The 16,620-nt window shown below is 63.2% G+C and carries 16 protein-coding genes; 5 read left to right on the top strand and 11 right to left on the bottom strand.

Annotated elements, in window-relative coordinates; translation table 11 throughout:
• Together lipA and AC6I6U_RS08080 are read left to right on the top strand one after the other, a co-directional pair.
• Entirely contained in the window at window positions 1-1,029 is a 1,029-nt protein-coding gene (gene lipA / locus AC6I6U_RS08075) for a lipoyl synthase (protein ID WP_026145041.1), read from the top strand.
• Window positions 1,030-1,034: 5 nt separating this feature from the next.
• Window positions 1,035-1,988, top strand: coding sequence for a S66 peptidase family protein (locus AC6I6U_RS08080; protein ID WP_497881447.1), 954 nt, complete (start codon window positions 1,035-1,037; stop codon window positions 1,986-1,988).
• Between the two features lie 224 nt (window positions 1,989-2,212).
• On the opposite strand, the gene AC6I6U_RS08085 is transcribed toward AC6I6U_RS08080, so the two are convergent.
• From AC6I6U_RS08085 to leuS, 5 genes are all read right to left on the bottom strand, one after another.
• Window positions 2,213-3,529 carry a lytic murein transglycosylase gene (locus tag AC6I6U_RS08085; RefSeq protein ID WP_497881448.1) on the bottom strand — a complete coding sequence of 439 codons (1,317 nt, stop codon included), beginning with the start codon at window positions 3,527-3,529 and terminating at the stop codon, window positions 2,213-2,215.
• 72 nt (window positions 3,530-3,601) lie between these two features.
• Window positions 3,602-3,760, bottom strand: a complete 159-nt coding sequence (arfA, locus tag AC6I6U_RS08090) for an alternative ribosome rescue factor ArfA (RefSeq protein ID WP_010446709.1) — start codon at window positions 3,758-3,760, stop codon at window positions 3,602-3,604.
• Window positions 3,761-3,828: 68 nt separating this feature from the next.
• A complete protein-coding gene (gene holA / locus AC6I6U_RS08095; protein WP_497881449.1) occupies window positions 3,829-4,866 on the bottom strand; it encodes a DNA polymerase III subunit delta in 1,038 nt (345 codons plus the stop codon).
• A 40-nt stretch (window positions 4,867-4,906) separates the two neighbouring features.
• Window positions 4,907-5,512: an LPS-assembly lipoprotein LptE gene (locus AC6I6U_RS08100; RefSeq protein WP_497881450.1), complete on the bottom strand. Its 606-nt coding sequence runs from the start codon at window positions 5,510-5,512 to the stop codon at window positions 4,907-4,909.
• Window positions 5,513-5,597: 85 nt separating this feature from the next.
• The gene (gene leuS / locus AC6I6U_RS08105; protein WP_497881451.1) at window positions 5,598-8,204 is read right to left on the bottom strand and encodes a leucine--tRNA ligase; all 2,607 of its coding nucleotides are present in this window, start codon (window positions 8,202-8,204) and stop codon (window positions 5,598-5,600) included.
• A 223-nt stretch (window positions 8,205-8,427) separates the two neighbouring features.
• On the opposite strand from leuS, the gene AC6I6U_RS08110 reads away from it, so the two are divergent.
• Together AC6I6U_RS08110 and AC6I6U_RS08115 are read left to right on the top strand one after the other, a co-directional pair.
• Entirely contained in the window at window positions 8,428-8,748 is a 321-nt protein-coding gene (locus AC6I6U_RS08110; protein ID WP_497881452.1) for a hypothetical protein, read from the top strand.
• 122 nt (window positions 8,749-8,870) lie between these two features.
• Entirely contained in the window at window positions 8,871-9,629 is a 759-nt protein-coding gene (locus AC6I6U_RS08115) for a YdcF family protein (RefSeq protein ID WP_497881453.1), read from the top strand.
• 270 nt (window positions 9,630-9,899) lie between these two features.
• Here AC6I6U_RS08115 and lnt read toward each other — a convergent pair whose 3' ends face one another.
• From lnt to miaB, 5 genes are all read right to left on the bottom strand, one after another.
• Window positions 9,900-11,423 (bottom strand): apolipoprotein N-acyltransferase, encoded by a 1,524-nt coding sequence (gene lnt, locus AC6I6U_RS08120; protein WP_497881454.1) that lies wholly within the window; start codon window positions 11,421-11,423, stop codon window positions 9,900-9,902.
• 15 nt (window positions 11,424-11,438) lie between these two features.
• Complete coding sequence (locus tag AC6I6U_RS08125) at window positions 11,439-12,278, bottom strand: CorC family transporter (RefSeq protein WP_497881455.1); 840 nt, start codon at window positions 12,276-12,278, stop codon at window positions 11,439-11,441.
• A gap of 46 nt (window positions 12,279-12,324) precedes the next feature.
• A complete protein-coding gene (gene ybeY / locus AC6I6U_RS08130) occupies window positions 12,325-12,783 on the bottom strand; it encodes an rRNA maturation RNase YbeY (protein WP_497881456.1) in 459 nt (152 codons plus the stop codon).
• A complete protein-coding gene (locus AC6I6U_RS08135; RefSeq protein WP_497881457.1) occupies window positions 12,776-13,783 on the bottom strand; it encodes a PhoH family protein in 1,008 nt (335 codons plus the stop codon). Before AC6I6U_RS08135 ends, ybeY begins: the two co-directional genes overlap by 8 nt.
• Before the next feature lie 278 nt (window positions 13,784-14,061).
• Entirely contained in the window at window positions 14,062-15,390 is a 1,329-nt protein-coding gene (gene miaB / locus AC6I6U_RS08140; RefSeq protein ID WP_497881458.1) for a tRNA (N6-isopentenyl adenosine(37)-C2)-methylthiotransferase MiaB, read from the bottom strand.
• 136 nt (window positions 15,391-15,526) lie between these two features.
• Here miaB and AC6I6U_RS08145 point away from each other — a divergent pair, with 136 nt between their 5' ends.
• Window positions 15,527-15,853 (top strand): DUF1820 family protein, encoded by a 327-nt coding sequence (locus tag AC6I6U_RS08145; protein ID WP_497881459.1) that lies wholly within the window; start codon window positions 15,527-15,529, stop codon window positions 15,851-15,853.
• A gap of 102 nt (window positions 15,854-15,955) precedes the next feature.
• On the opposite strand, the gene AC6I6U_RS08150 is transcribed toward AC6I6U_RS08145, so the two are convergent.
• The gene (locus tag AC6I6U_RS08150) at window positions 15,956-16,504 is read right to left on the bottom strand and encodes a tetratricopeptide repeat protein (RefSeq protein WP_497881460.1); all 549 of its coding nucleotides are present in this window, start codon (window positions 16,502-16,504) and stop codon (window positions 15,956-15,958) included.
• Window positions 16,505-16,620: the final 116 nt, after the last annotated feature.

Raw genomic sequence — 16,620 nt, forward strand, 5'->3', positions numbered from 1 at the left:
ATGACTACTGCGCAAGACGCTGTGCAAACCCTGATCCCGACGCTGGATGTTTCCGAGCGCCCGGCCCGTGCGAAAGTCGAAACCGGCGTCAAGCTGCGCGGTGCCGAGAAGGTCGCGCGGATTCCGGTGAAGATCATCCCGACTACCGAACTGCCGAAGAAACCGGACTGGATTCGCGTGCGCATCCCGGTGTCGCCGGAAGTCGACCGCATCAAGCAATTGCTGCGCAAGCACAAGCTGCACAGCGTCTGCGAAGAAGCCTCCTGCCCGAACCTGGGCGAATGCTTCAGCGGCGGCACCGCCACCTTCATGATCATGGGTGACATCTGCACCCGTCGCTGCCCGTTCTGCGACGTCGGCCACGGCCGGCCGAAGCCCCTGGACGTCGACGAGCCGATGAACCTGGCGGTGGCGATTGCCGACCTGCGCCTGAAGTACGTGGTGATCACCTCGGTGGACCGCGACGACCTGCGTGACGGCGGTGCCCAGCACTTCGCCGACTGTATCCGCGAAATCCGCAAGCTGTCGCCGAACGTGCAGCTCGAAACCCTGGTCCCGGACTACCGTGGCCGTATGGACGTCGCCCTGGAAATCACCGCGGCCGAGCCACCGGATGTGTTCAACCACAACCTGGAAACCGTACCGCGCCTGTACAAGGCCGCGCGTCCGGGTTCGGACTACCAGTGGTCGCTGACCCTGCTGCAGCGCTTCAAGCAGATGGTGCCGCACGTGCCGACCAAGTCCGGGCTGATGCTCGGTCTGGGCGAAACCGACGACGAAGTCATCGAAGTGATGAAGCGCATGCGCGAGCACGACATCGACATGCTGACCCTGGGCCAGTACCTGCAGCCGTCGCGCAGCCACTTGCCTGTTCAGCGTTTCGTCCATCCGGACACCTTCGCCTGGTTCGCCGAGGAAGGCTACAAAATGGGCTTCAAGAACATCGCCTCGGGCCCGTTGGTACGTTCCTCGTACCACGCCGACGAACAGGCCAAGCTGGTCAAGGCCGAGCTGCTGGGAGCTTCGTAAGGCATATGGGCAGCCTTCGACCCGTGCGGGACTCCTACCCGGAACAAAGCGCGGTGTCGGCGCTGCCCAGTGGCGGGGTGATCGGCCTGATCGCCCCGGCCGGTCCGGTCGCCATCGACTTTCACGAGGCCCGGCAATGGGCCAACTCCCGCGGCTATGGGTTGCGGATCTTTCCAGGTGTCTCGCAACGGGATGGCTACCTGGCCGGCAGCGACGAGGTTCGCCTGCAGGACCTGCATGATGCCTTCTCCGATCCGGAAATCGACGCCATCCTTTGCCTGCGTGGCGGTTACGGCTGCCCACGGCTACTGGATCGGATCGATTATCCGCTGCTGGCCCGCAATCCCAAGCTGCTGGTTGGCTACAGCGATATCACCGCGCTGCACCTGGCGATCGCTCGTTACGCGGGATTCATGACCTTCCACGGCCCGATGTTCAATATCGATCTGCTCAAGGGCAAGTTGCCTCCGACCGAGTCTTCGCTGTTCGGCCTGCTCAGTGGTCGTCTGACGGCCGGTGACGCGCTCGAGCATCCGAAAGCCTATCCACTGACCACTCTCGCCCCCGGAAGCGCCTCTGGGCGCTTGCAGGGTGGCAATCTGACATTGATTTGCGCCAGTCTGGGCACGCCCTATGAAATCGACACCGATGGCGTGGTCCTGCTGATCGAGGACGTCAACGAGCCGCTTTACCGAGTGGATCGGTTGCTCACCCATTTGCGTCTGGCGGGCAAGCTGGAAGGCCTGAAAGGCGTGCTGGTGGGGGATTTTGCCGGCGTTGATAGCGAGGCGCTGGCCCGTCTGCTCAAGCAAGAGTTGGGTCCATTGGGCATTCCGGTACTGGCTGGCTGGCGCAGTGGCCATTGCGACCCGAACCTGACGCTGCCACTGGGCGCGCGGGTACGCCTGGATGCCGATGCTCGGCAATTGGTACTGGAACAGGATGTGGTGTTTTTGTAGGTTTTGCTGATTGCTGATTGCTGATTGCTGATTGCTGATTGCTGATTGGCGGAGAACTCGCTTTTGTGGCGAGCGGGCTTGCCCGCGCTCGGCTGCGTAGCAGTCGTAAAACAAGCACCCGCCTTATCCCTGATACACACGATGCCAGGTTTTGGGGGAGCGTTGCTCCCCAGCGCGGGCAAGCCCGCTCGCCACACAGGCCCACTCCCAGCGCTCAAGCGCCTCTAGCGCTCGCGCAGGCTCTCAAGCAGCTTGTGATTCGGGTACCCATCTGCCGGCCAGCCCAACGACTGCTGTGCGCCACGAATCGCCTTGCGAGTATTGGCGCCAATGATTCCATCAGGATTGCCGGCGTCGTAGCCCGTGTTGCTCAGCAGTGTCTGCAACTCGATCCGTTCGCTGCGGCTGAGCGGCAGGTCATCCTTGGGCCAGCTGCCGCGAATCACGCCCGCGCTGTTGAAGCGCTGGGACAACAGTCCGACCGCCAGGCCATAGGACGACGAGTTGTTGTACTTGAGGATGGCGCGGAAGTTGTCGAGTATCAGGAACCCTGGTCCGCGGTAACCTGCTGGCAGCAACAACGATGCCGAGAGTGGCGCGGCGCCATAGGGCAGGGCCACGCCAGCGGGCAGCTGTACCCCCATCTGTAGCCACTCGCTGACCGGCTTGCGAATGGCGCCATCGGCCAGTGCATAGTCGAAGCCGACCGGCACCGTGACCTCGAAACCCCACGGCTGGCCCTTCTGCCAGCCCGAGCTCTGCAGGTAGTTGGCGGTCGAGGCGAGCGCGTCGGCCGAGTCGTTCCAGATGTCCCGGCGACCATCACCGTCGAAGTCCACCGCGTAGGCGTTGTAGGTGGTCGGAATGAACTGGGTCTGGCCCATGGCGCCGGCCCAGGAACCGAGCATCTGCTCCGGGCGGATATCGCCGTGCTGGATGATCTGCAGCGCCGCCAGCAATTGGCTTTGGGCGAAGCCCGGACGGCGGCCTTCGTAGGCCAGGGTCGCCAGCGAGCGGATCACCGACTTGTCGCCCTGGAACTGGCCGAAGTTGCTTTCCATGCCCCAGACGGCCACCAGTGCCTCGCGATCGACGCCATAACGTTGTTCGATGCTTTGCAGCACGGCGCTGTTCTGCAACAGCAGGGCCTGGCCCTTGCGCACGCGGGTCGCCGACAGCGCGCCGTCGAGGTATTCCCATACGGGTCGGGAGAATTCGGGCTGGCTACGATCGGCCTTGATCACGCTCATGTCGGGGCTGACATTGGCGAAGGCGTTATCGAAGGTATTCGCGGTGATCCCGGCGCGCAGCGCCTCGATACGGAAGGCCGATCGCCATTCCTCGAAACTCTGGGCTGGCTGGATGAATGGTGTATCTGCAGCAGGCAGTGGCGCAGGAGTCGGCGCTGGGGCGGCGGGCACTGTCGGCAGCGGCTGGGCGTCGGCGGCCGTGGGCTTTTCCGCACAGGCGACGAGCAGGATGAAGCTGGTGGCGGCGAACAGTCGGCGCAACGGCCAACCGAGGGTGAGACTAGAGGGCATGCGCGGGTCCGAAGAATGCGAATCAGGTGCTGACCTTATCATGCCAGAGGGGTACAGGTCGTGATGACACTTTTACGCGGCCAGAAAGTCAGAAGCCTCCCAGCTTTTAGACTGGAAGGCTTCGCGACGGTAGCTGCCCTTGCCTTTGGCCGGCTGTTCCTGGCGGCTTCGGAACAGTGGCTGGGCGATGATTGACTTGGCTTTGTTGGGGCGCCGGGACGGCTTGCTCATGGCAGTGCACTCTTGGGTGGTGGTAGAGCGCGAATCATCAGGCAGACTGGCTCGTCTGTCCAGTGGGGTTATTCAGCTGGTAATGCCAGACGTTGGCCGCTCATCAGTAGGCTGAGTCGGCTCAGGCTGCTCCACGGCGAACCGGCTGCCTGGCCCTTGATTTGCGCGTCGATACGTTGGGCATCCATCAGCAACTGGCTCCAGCGTTGCGCCGAGTGCCGTTGCAGGGCCTTGCTCATCAGCGGTCGGCGCTTGTCCCAAACCGGCGGCTTGGCTTGGCTGAAGGCCTTGTCCAGTGGTACCCCCTGGCTGTACTGCTGGGACAGGTTGGCCAGCAACCGCAGCTCACGGGCCAGGGCCCAGAGAATCACCGGTGGCTCGACCCCTTCGCCACGCAAGCCTTCGAGCATGCGCAGGGAGTGGGCGGCCTCGCCATTGAGTATAGCGTCGACCAGGCCGAATACATCGAAGCGGGCACTGTCGGCCACGGCCGCCTGAACCGTTTCGATGGTGATCTGCCCACCCTCGGCCATCAGCTTGAGCTTTTCGATTTCCTGGGCAGCCGCCAGCAGGTTGCCCTCAACCCGTGCGGCAATCAGTTCCACTGCATCCTGCTGGGCAGACAGCCCGGCCTGGGCCAGACGCTGACGAATCCACTGTGGCAGCTGGTTGGCGTCCACCGGCCAGATCTGAATGAACTGGGTCTGCTGGCCCTCGATCAGCGCCTTGCCCCACTTGGTCTTCTGCGCGCTGCCGTCGAGCTTGGGCAGGCTGATCAGCAACAAGGTGTCATCGGCCGGCCGTGCACAATATTCCATCAGTGCGGCAGCGCCCTTGTCGCCCGGCTTGCCGGAGGGCAGGCGCAGTTCCAGCAGGCGTTTCTCGGCGAACAGCGACATGCTCGCACCAGCTTGCAGCAGGGTGCCCCAATCGAAGTTGGCGTCGGCGCTGAACACCTGGCGTTCGTCGAAGCCTTGCTGGCGCGCGGTTGCACGAATCGCGTCGGCGGCTTCCTGGCATAGCAGCGGGTCGTCGCCGCTGATCACATAGACCGGCGCGAGGCCACCTTGCAGGTGTTTGGCGAGTTGGGCGGGAGCGAGTTTCATGGGCGGGTGGCCAAGGGGCGCCAGAGGCGCCCCGCAAGGCTTACTGGTTCGGCACTTCCAGAGGCGATTGCTGTGGCTGCGAGGCTTCGTACTTGCGTGCGGCCTCCAGGGCATCGGCGTCGGCCTTGGCCTTGGCATTGGCGGTCTGCTGCAGACTGTCCAGTTGCTCGGGCGTCAGGATCTGCAGGCGGATGACCATCTGCTGCACCAGGTCGCGGCGCATTTCCTTGCGCAGTTCGCCAGCCTCGGCGTCGCCACCGGTGATGTTGTTGCCGTCATGCACATAGTACTTCTGCGCTTCCAGCTTGCCGCTGGTCAGGAGCAGGTCCTTTTCACCACGAATCTCGTAGTTCAGCACGGTATTGAGTTCGTACTCGGCGTTACGGCCCGAGCCGGTGTAGCTTGCCGCACGCTGGGTTTCCTGTTCGTCGGTCAGGATCAGCTTGTAGGGCGCGCCCTTGTGCACATCGACACCGCTGTGCTCCAGGACCTGGGTCAGTTGCTTGATCGTATCCCCATAGGCGTTGCGGGCACTGAGCGACAATTCCTTGATCGTCAGTTCAGAGGTGCCGGTACCACGCAGCTGGAAGCCGCATGCGCTGAGCAGCACTGCAAGGCCCATTACCAGCAGATTGCGTTTGATCATCTTGTTGCTCCCCTTGAAACCGTGGGCCGACACGGCGGCCCCGGAAATCTTTTAAGGCGCCTGCCATGGCGGGCGCCTGGTCCAATTAGCTGGCGACGATGTTGACCAGCTTGCCGGGCACGACGATGACCTTGCGGATCGTCAGGCCATCGATGAAGCGCAGTACGTTTTCGTTGACCCGCGCCGCCGCTTCGATTTCCTCGCGGGTGGCGCTGGCCGGCATTTCGATCTGGCCGCGCAGCTTGCCGTTGACCTGGATCACCAGCACCAGGCTGTCCTGGACCAGGGCGCTGTCATCCTGCACGGGCCAGCGCGCATCGATCACCGGATCGGCGTGACCCAGTTGGCTCCACAACTCGTGGCAGATGTGCGGAGTGATCGGCGCGAGCAGCAGGGCCACGGTTTCCAGGCCTTCCTGAACCAGCGCGCGATCCTGGACGGTACCTTGCGGAGCCTTTTCCAGCACGTTCATCAGTGTCATCACCTGGGCGATGGCGGTGTTGAACTTGTGATTCTGGCCGACGTCGTGGCTGGCCTGCTTGATCGCCAGGTGGATCGAGCGGCGAATGGCCTTCTGCTCATCGTTCAGGCCGGCAACGTCCAATTTACCCGGCAGGCCTTGGGCAACATGGCTTTGCGCCAGGCGCCAGACGCGCTTGAGGAAGCGGTGCGAGCCTTCGACGCCGGAATCGGACCATTCCGCGCTCATGTCGGGTGGCGAGGCGAACATCATGAACAGGCGGCAGGTGTCCGCGCCGAACTGATCGATCATCGACTGCGGGTCGACGCCGTTGTTCTTCGACTTGGCCATCTTCTCGGTGCCGCCGATCTCGACCGGCAAGCCATCGGAGATCAGCTTGGCGCTGATGACCTTGGCCTTGCTGTCGCGCTCGAGCTCGACGTCTGCCGGGTTGAACCAGGTGTAGGCACCGTTGGCTTCGCGACGGTAGTAGGTTTCGGCGATCACCATGCCCTGGGTCAGCAGGTTCTTGAACGGCTCGTTCGAGTTGACCAGGCCTTCGTCGCGCATCAGCTTGTGGAAGAAGCGCGCGTAGAGCAGGTGCAGGATCGCGTGTTCGATACCGCCGATGTACTGGTCCACCGGCAGCCAGTGGTTGGCGGCTTTCGGGTCGACCAGGCCACCCTCGTAGTGTGGCGAGGCGTAGCGGGCGTAGTACCAGGACGACTCGACGAAGGTGTCCATGGTGTCGGTTTCACGCTTGGCCGGCTTGCCGCATTTCGGGCAGTTGCACTCGTAGAACTCGGGCATGCGTGCCAGCGGCGAACCGGCGCCGTCCGGTACCACGTCTTCCGGCAGCACGACGGGCAGTTGGTCTTCCGGTACTGGCACGTCGCCACAGCTGTCGCAGTGGATGATCGGGATCGGGCAACCCCAGTAGCGCTGGCGGCTGATACCCCAGTCGCGCAGGCGGAACTGGGTGCGCGAGGCGCCGAGTTCCTTCTTGATCAGCGCGACTTCGATGGCGTCGAAGGCGCCGGCGAAGTCCAGGCCGTCGAACTCGCCGGAGTTGATCAGGGTGCCGTGTTCGCCGTAGGCATCCTGCCATGGGGCAGGGTTGCTGTCGCCGGAGCTGGTGCGTACCACCGACTTGATCGGCAGGTCGTACTTGCTGGCGAATTCGAAATCACGCTCGTCGTGGGCCGGCACTGCCATTACGGCGCCGTCGCCGTAGTGCATCAGCACGTAGTTGGCGACCCACACCGGCAGTTTCTCGCCGGTCAGCGGGTGCGCGACGAACAGGCCGGTTGGCAGGCCTTTCTTTTCCTGGGTGGCGACGTCGGCTTCGGCGACGCTGCCGGCCTTGCATTCGGCGATGAAGGCTTGCAATTGAGGGTTGTTGATGGCGGCCTGGGTCGCCAGCGGGTGTTCGGCGGCCACGGCGACATAGGTCGCGCCCATCAGGGTGTCCGGACGGGTGGTGAAGACTTTCAGCTTGCCGGCTTCGCCGATGGAGTCGACGTCGTAGGGGAACTGGACTTCCATTCCACGGGACTTGCCGATCCAGTTGCGCTGCATGGTCTTGACCTGTTCAGGCCAGCCCGGCAGTTCGTCGAGGCCTTCGAGCAGCTCATCGGCGTAGGCGGTGATCTTGAAGTAGTACATCGGGATTTCGCGCTTCTCGATCAGCGCGCCCGAACGCCAGCCGCGGCCATCGATCACCTGCTCGTTGGCCAGTACGGTCTGGTCCACCGGGTCCCAGTTCACGGTGCCGTTCTTGCGGTAGATCACGCCTTTTTCGAACAGGCGGGTGAACAGCCACTGCTCCCAGCGGTAGTAGTCCGGCTTGCAGGTGGTCACTTCGCGGGACCAGTCCACCGCGAGGCCCAGGCTGCGCAGCTGGCTCTTCATGTAGGCGATGTTTTCGTAGGTCCACTTGGCTGGAGCCACCTTGTTCTTCATCGCGGCGTTTTCCGCCGGCATGCCGAAGGCATCCCAACCCATCGGTTGCAGGACGTTCTTGCCCTGCATGCGCTGGTAGCGGGCGATCACGTCGCCGATGGTGTAGTTGCGCACATGCCCCATGTGTAGCTTGCCGCTGGGGTAAGGGAACATCGACAGGCAGTAGTAGGTTTCCTTGCCTGGCTGTTCACTGACTTCAAAGGACTTCTGCTCATCCCAGAACGATTGGGCGGCATTTTCGATTTCTCGGGGCTGATAGTGTTCGTGCATGGCTACTTGTTCTGGAAAGGGTGGCCCAATCCTCTTCAACGCACCGTGCCGGTGCTGCTGGAAGTGGAGTTACAGGAAGCCCCGTAGCATACATGAGGCCGCTCTACCGAGGGAAACCCTGATTGCGTGACCAAGGCCGTTGGTCGCGGCGCCGGGCCGGTTGGCCGTGCGCCGCTAAGCTCATAGAGGGGGAAGTGATACTTGTCTTCTATGAGGTGAGCGGATGGTGGAGTCGCAGCGAAATGTAACTGATCCCGAGTTGTACGAGCGTCTGATCACGCGTCTGGGGCTGGCCCTGGATGCGGCAAGGACGGCGGTCCGCCTGCGTGACGAGCGGCCTGCCGAGCTGGAGCTGCGTGGCTTGAGCAGCGCCGAGTTCGAACTGATCAGGGCCTATCTGGACCTGAGCGGTCGCGGCGCACCCACGCCAGAGGCAGCGGTGCCACCCCAGGGGTACGGGACACGTTCGGCCGAGATCATCTGGTTGAAGGACAGGGCGCCGAAGCTGTATGCGGCGCGTTTCAAGTCATTTCGGGCCAAGTGAGGTCCGCCCGGCTGCATCCTGTTGTCTGTCATGGACCTGGTTCGTTCACCGAGCCAGGGATTTGCAAGGTTGTTGATTGATCCTTATGCACTTAGGCTTCGGGCATCTTCTGGAGGTGCCCGATGCCCGTTCGCTACATCCTAAAACAACTACTCCTGCCACCCGGCCTGTTCCTGCTGTTGCTGGCGCTTGCCTGGTGGCTGCGACGCAGCCGTCCTCGCCTGGCGGCGCTGTGTTTCACCCTGGGTTTTGGCGGATTCTGGCTGATCAGCCTGCCGGTGGTGGTCGAGTGGTCCGCGCGGGCGCTGGAGACCGTGCCGCCACTGGAGCAGGGCGAGTGGGCCGGGCTGGCACAGCGTGCCGATGCCATTGTCGTGCTCGGCTCGGGGCGCGAGCGGGGTGACCCGGCCTGGGGCAGCGACCAGCCGACCGGCATCGGCCTCGAGCGCCAGCGTTATGCGGCCCGGCTGGCCAAGGCCTCGGGCTTGCCGGTGCTGACCAGCGGCGGCCTGCATTACGGTACGCCGCCCAGCGAGGCAGCGTTGATGGCCGAGTCGATGCGTGACGATTCCGGGGTGACGGTGCGCTGGCTTGAGGAGCGCAGCACCACGACCTGGGAAAATGCCCTGTTCAGCCATGAGCTGTTGGCGCCGTTGGGGATCAAGCGGGTGGTGGTGGTTACCCATGCGGCGCATATGCCGCGGGCGGTGTGGAGCTTTGAACGGGCCGGTTTCAGCGTAGTGCCAGCGCCGATGGGTTTCCTGGGGCGGGACAACGCCAGTCCGCTGGGCGGCTGGCTGCCGGAGTTCAAGGCGATCTGGCGCAGCGGGCAATTGATCAATGAGGCGGTGGGGCAGGTGGGCTACAGGATTTTCTACTGAGCCGGCTTCTGCCTGTCCAGGCCATGGAGCATGCCCGCGTGGGTATCGTGGCGAGCGGGCTTGCCCGCGCTGGGGCGTGAAACGGCCCCAAAACCAGCGAGCGCTTTGCATCAGGTACAACGAGTCGGCAGGCTTCAGGGCTGCCTGGCAGCCCAGCGCGGGCAAGCCCGCTCGCCACTGGAAGCCTCTTCACCTCGAGACGCCTGTTCACCCCAAAAGGCCCGCTCGCCCTGGAAAGTCGGTTCGGCGTCGGGAGGGGGCGAGGTGCCTTCAGACCGTCTTGGCAATCCGACTCGCCAGCAGCGCCCAGCCGAACAGCAGACCGCACAGGATGATCAACGGCCACGAACGCCAATGCAGGTACGGCGTCAGGTTGTGCATCGGCACCACTTCGCCATACAGGATACCGCGCTCGAACTGCGGAATCTGCGTGGTGATCCGGCCGAACGGATCGATCAGCCCGGTCACTCCGTTGTTGGTGGCGCGGATCATCCAGCGCCCGGCTTCCAGGGCGCGCATCTGCGCCATCTGCAGGTGCTGCAGCGGGCCGATGGAGGTGCCGAACCAGGTGTCGTTGCTGATGGTCAGCAGCAGGTCGCTGCGCGCCGAGAGGCTGGCGGCGAATTCCGGGTAGACCACTTCGTAGCAGATGAACGGCGCGATCTGATAGCCCTTGGCCTGCAATAGCGGCTGGTCAGCCGGGCCACGAGCGAAATCGGACATCGGCAGGTCGAAGAACTCGATCAGCCCGCGCAGCAGATCCTGCAGGGGGACGTACTCGCCAAACGGCACCAGTTTCTGCTTCAGGTAGATCCCGTCGCCTTCGCCGACCGCGACGATGCCGTTGAAATAGCGTTTCTCGTTATGCACCACTTGGCGAATCGGCACGCCGGTGATCAGCGCCGAATGCCGGTCGGCGGCAAAATTGCTCATCATCGACAGGTAGCCTTCGGCAGATTCCTTCAGGACCGGAACAGCCGTCTCCGGCCACACCAGCAGGTCGACCCGCCTGGAACTGAAGCTCATGTCGCGGTACAGCGCCAACTGTGCGTTGAGCTGTGCCGGGTCCCACTTCATGCTCTGTTCGATATTGCCCTGGATGGCGGCGACACTCAGCGGTTCGCCTGCCGGACTGGTCCAGGCGTGGTGTTTGAGTGCCAGGCCAATGGCCCATGGGCCGACCAGCAATACCACGCCGGCGGCGATGAACGCCTTGCGACCGCCCCTGAGCAGGCGCCGGGCGTTGTACAGGAGGGCGGCGGTCAGGGCCAGGGCGAAGGAAATCAGCCAGATCCCGCCCAGCGGGGCGAGGCCGGCCAATGGGCCGTTCAGCTGGCTGTAGCCGGAATAAAGCCATGGGAAACCGGTCAGGAACCAGCCGCGAAAGGCTTCCTGTGCGACCCACAGTGCGGCGAAGGCCAGCGCGTCGGCCAGCGGCGCTTCATTGCGGCGTATCCAGCGGGCCCAGAGCCAGGCGGGCAGGGCGAAGAACCAGGCGATGGCGGCGATGAACGCCAGCATCAGCAGGCCTGCCAGCAGCACCGAGGCGCCGCCGTAGGTATGGATGCTCACGTAGATCCAGCTGGTGCCGGCGCCGAACAGGCCGAAACCGAAACTCCAGCCGCGCCATAGCGCCTGGCGTGGCGTCAGTTCGCGCAGGCCTGCGTAGAACAGGCCCACCGCCAGCAGCGCCAGCGGCCAGATATCGAACGGCGCCAGGGCCAGGGTAGTCAGCGCGCCAGCCACCACGGCCAGCAGGTTACCGGGCCAGCCGGGACGGGTTAAGCGCAGCATAGGGAGCTTCGGTCCTTAGCGGTTGATGGGCGTCAGTCGGATCAAGTGAATCCGACGGCTGTCGGCATTCAGGATACGGAAACGATACGCGCCAATCTCGGTGGTTTCATTACGCTTTGGCAAATGGCCGAACGCGCTCATCACCAGCCCGCCAACGGTGTCGAACTCGTCGTCGGAGAATTCGCTGTCGAAGAACTCGTTGAAGTTCTCGATCGGCGTCAGCGCCTTGACCAGGAAGTCACCGCTGGGCAGCGGCTTGATGTAGCTGTCTTCCTCGACATCATGCTCGTCCTCGATATCGCCGACGATCTGCTCCAGCACGTCCTCGATGGTCACCAGGCCCGCCACGCCGCCGTATTCGTCGATCACGATGGCCATGTGGTTGTGGTTGGCGCGGAACTCGCGCAGTAGCACGTTCAGTCGCTTGGACTCGGGGACAAAGGTCGCCGGGCGCAGCAGGTCCTTGATATTGAAGCCGTCGCCGTTCTCCTTGAGGATCAACGGCAGCAGGTCCTTGGCCAGCAGGACGCCCATGACGTCGTCGTGGCTCTCGCCGATCACCGGGTAGCGCGAGTGGGCGGCATCGATGACGGCGGGAAGGAATTCGCGGGGTGTCTGGGTCGCCTTGATGCTGATCATCTGCGAGCGCGGGACCATGATGTCGCGTACTTGCAGGTCGGCTACCTGGATGGCGCCTTCGACGATGGCCAGCGCTTCGCTGTCCAGCAATTTGTTCTGGTGGGCTTCGCGCAGCAGCTCCAGCAGCTCCTGGCGGTTTTTCGGCTCATGGGCAAAAGCCTGGGTCAGCTTACCCAGCCAGGACTTCTGCCCGTTGCTCGATCGGTCTTCGCTCATAGCGATCTACTCGTTTCCCTTGGTTTGTTGATCAAAGGTTTGTTGATCAGTTTTCGTCATCGGCATAAGGGTCAGGATGACCCAGTTCAGCAAGCAACTCTCGTTCCAGCGCTTCCATTTCCTCGGCTTCCTCGTCATCGATATGGTCGTAACCCAACAGATGCAGGCAGCCGTGAATGACCAGGTGGGCCCAGTGGGCCTCCAGTGTCTTGCCTTGCTCGGCCGCCTCGCGGGCGACCACCGGAACGCAGATGACCAGATCCCCCAGCAAGGGAATATCCAGCAGTTCGTCCGGTACGTCGGCGGGGAAGGACAACACGTTGGTCGCGTAGTCCTTCTGTCGCCAGGTATGGTTCAGTTCGCGGCCCTCGGCCTCGTCGACCAGGCGGATGGTCAGCTCCGAGTCGGCGCTGCGCTGGCGCAAGGCCAGTGCGCACCAGGTGCGGAAGTCGGCTTCGCTCGGGGCTGGCGCTTCGCTGGCCAGTTGCAGGTCGAGTTCAAGCATCGGCTTGGCTGTCCTTGGTCGCAGCGGTCTCGACCGGACGCTTCTCGAAGCGCTCGTAGGCCTCGACGATGCGCTGCACCAGCGGATGGCGCACCACGTCCTTGGGCTGGAAGTGGGTGAAGCTGATACCCGGCACGTCCTTCAGCACTTCGATGACATGGGCCAGGCCGGACTTGGTGCCGCGTGGCAGGTCGACCTGGGTGATGTCGCCGGTGATCACGGCGGTGGAGCCGAAGCCGATCCGGGTCAGGAACATTTTCATCTGTTCGACGGTGGTGTTCTGGCTTTCGTCGAGGATGATGAAGCTGTTGTTCAGCGTGCGACCGCGCATGTAGGCCAGCGGGGCGATCTCGATCACCTGGCGCTCGATCAGCTTGGCGACGTACTCGAAGCCGAGCATTTCATAGAGTGCGTCGTACAGCGGGCGCAGGTACGGGTCGATCTTCTGGGCCAGGTCGCCCGGCAGGAAGCCGAGTTTCTCGCCGGCTTCGACCGCGGGCCGCACCAGCAGGATCCGCCGCACCTGTTCGCGCTCCAGGGCATCCACGGCGCAGGCCACCGCCAGGTAGGTCTTGCCGGTACCTGCCGGGCCGATGCCGAAGTTGATGTCGTTGCCCAGCACTTCCTTCACGTAGCGCTGCTGGTTCAGCCCGCGCGGGCGAATCATGCCCTTTTTGGTGCGCAGGGCCACCGAGGCGTCGGCGACCGGATTGTTTTCCAGGTCGTTGGCGGTGGACTCCTGCAGGAACAGGTGGACCATGTCCGGAGACAGCTCGGTACCCTTGGTTTCCCGGTACAGGCGGCGCAGCAGTTGTTCTGCGGAAGTGGTGAGCTTGGGTTCGCCGATCAGTTCGAACTGATTGCCGCGGTTGCGGATCTGGATCGCCAGGCGCTGTTCGATCAGACGCAAATGCTCGTCGAACTGCCCGCACAGATTGGCGAAGCGATGGGCCTCGAAGGGTTCGAGGATGAAACGATGGGGTTCTATGGGTGCGTTCAAGGTTGTTTATCAGCCGCCCGACGGCAATGGAGATGAATTCAAGGATAACGCTAGCAGCCTGGGGACGAAAGCGCTTCTGTCTGACAGATGTCCCTGCCTGTTTACGCCGTTCACCCTGTGTGGCGAGGGGGCCAGCCTCAGTTCGGCTGCCAGGCGGCCGCAAAGCCATGCGCCGCGGTTTGCCTGGCGGGTCGCGGTGATCGGTTTTGGGGGCGCCTTGCGCCCCAACGCGGGCAAGCCCGCTCGCCACAGGGGATGGTTCATCGATCGTGGTGATGCTACTGCAACATCGAGCCGCGCAGCGAGTGCGGCTGTGCGGAATCGATGTGGACGTCGACGAACTGGCCGATCAACTGCGGATTGTCGCAGCGGAAGTTGACGATACGGTTATTCTCGGTGCGCCCCTGCAGTTCGCCAGGGTCCTTTTTCGAGTAGTCGGTCACCAGGATGCGCTGGGTCGAGCCGACCATCTGTCGGCTGATCTCGAAGCCTTGCTGGTTCAGGCGATGCTGCAAGGCATTCAGACGCTCTTTCTTCAGCTCTTCCGGAGTATCGTCCGCCAGGTCTGCCGCCGGGGTGCCGGGGCGCTGGCTGTAGACGAAGGAATAGGAGAAGTCGAAGCCGACGTCTTCGATCAGCTTCATGGTCTGCTGGAAGTCCTTCTCGGTCTCCCCGGGGAAGCCGACGATGAAGTCCGAACTGATGCAGATGCCCGGCACGGCGGCGCGCAGTTTGCGCAGCTTGGACTTGTACTCCAGGGCGGTGTGGTTGCGTTTCATCGCGGCCAGGACCCGGTCCGAACCCGACTGCACCGGCAGGTGCAGGTGCTTGACCAGCTCCGGTACCTCGGCGTGGGCCTGGATCAGGCTGTCGGAAAACTCCAGCGGGTGCGAGGTGGTGTAGCGAATGCGTTCGATGCCATCGACAGCCGCCACCACCCGGATCAGCTCCGCCAGGTCCGCCAGGCGGCCATCATGGGTGGTGCCGCGATAGCCGTTGACGTTCTGCCCCAGCAGCGTCACTTCACGTACGCCGTTTTCGGCCAGGTGGATGATTTCGCCGATCACATCGTCGAACGGCCGGCTGACCTCCTCGCCACGGGTGTAGGGCACCACGCAGAACGTGCAGTACTTGCTGCAGCCTTCCATCACCGAGACATAGGCGCTGGGGCCGTCGATGCGTGGTTCGGGCAGGTGGTCGAACTTTTCGATCTCCGGGAACGAGATGTCCACCTGGGGCAGTCGGGTGATACGCGCGGCGTCGATCATTTCCGGCAGGCGGTGCAGGGTCTGCGGGCCGAAAACCACGTCGACATACGGCGCGCGCTTGCGGATCGCCTCGCCTTCCTGGCTGGCCACGCAGCCACCGACGGCGATCACCATGTCCGGATTGCCTTCCTTGAGTTCACGCCAGCGGCCCAACTGGGAGTAGACCCGGTCCTGGGCGCGCTCGCGGATCGAGCAGGTGTTGAGCAGGATGACGTCCGCGTCTTCGGCGCGGGCGGTGACTTCCAGGGCCTGATGTTCGCCCAGCAGGTCGACCATGCGCGAGCTGTCGTACTCGTTCATCTGGCAACCGTGGGTTTCGATATAGAGCTTCTTGGCCATGGGCTGGGGTCATCAAGTGGTTCAAAGAACCGCGCATTATAAGGGTCATCGCGGTCGCTTCCTAGCGTTGCGCGTCTGGCGGCTATGCTATAGTTCGCGCCCTCTTTCCATAGCCCCGATGTGTTGTCCGCCCACCATGAGCAAACGTGAAACCCCGATCTACAAGGTGATTTTCCTCAACCAGGGCCAGGTGTTCGAGATGTACGCCAAGCAGATCTACCAGAGCGACCTGTGGGGGTTCCTGGAGGTCGAAGAGTTCGTCTTTGGCGAGCGCACGCAACTGGTGGTCGATCCGGGCGAGGAAAAGCTCAAGGCACAGTTCGAAGGTGTGTTGCGCAGCTTCGTGCCAATGCATTCGATCGTGCGGATCGATGAGGTCGAGCGCCTGGGCACGCCGAAGATCAGCGAGGCGCGGGGCATGGGGAATGTCACGCCGTTTCCGATGCCGATGCCGGAGAAGTGACCCGGATCTGACGCGCACAGCTGTGGGAGCCGGCTTGCTGGCGATGGCGTCGTGTCAGTCGGCAAGGATTCTGGCTGATAGGTCGCTATCGCCAGCAAGGGGTCAGGGCAGCGGTGAGAAGGGCGTGCGCCCGTCCGCGGTCTGCAATTCCAGCAGGTACTTGCGGAAGATCTGTCCCAGTACCTGGGTCGCCATCTCCAGTTCGTCCCGCGGCATCTGCGCGGCGACTTCGTCGGCGACATCCAGCGCGTCCTCGGCACCGTTGACCGCCGCCATCTTCAGCACGATATAGGCCTGGACATTGTTGGCCGGTACGCCCTCGCCCTTGTAGAACATGGTACCGAGCTGGAACTGTGCCTGGGCGTGGCCTTGTAGCGAGGCCTGTTCGAAGCTGCTCAGGGCCTTGTTGAAATCGCGTGGGGTGTTCTTGCCGTCGTAATAGAACTCGCCCAGCTCGTATTGCGCTTCTGCATCCCCGCCCTTGGCTGCCTGTTCGCAGGCGCTCAGGGCCTCGGCGAGATCCTGCGGCTGGGTATTGAGGGTGCAACGCCCCATCGCCGGGATCAACAACGAGTTACCGCCTGCATGTGCCAGCAGCGGCTGAAGGAGCAACAGGCAGCCCAGTGAAAGGGCGCGGCCGGTGCGGTTCATGGGAATCGACGTACCTCTGAAGGGCGGGCGTACCCGGCCAGGGGATGTGTATGGCGCGCATTATGAAATAAGCGGGGGCCACCTTACAAAGTCTTTACTCGTTTTTCTGCTGCGCG

It is taken from the genome of Pseudomonas sp. UTLPPB19802 (assembly GCF_059730225.1).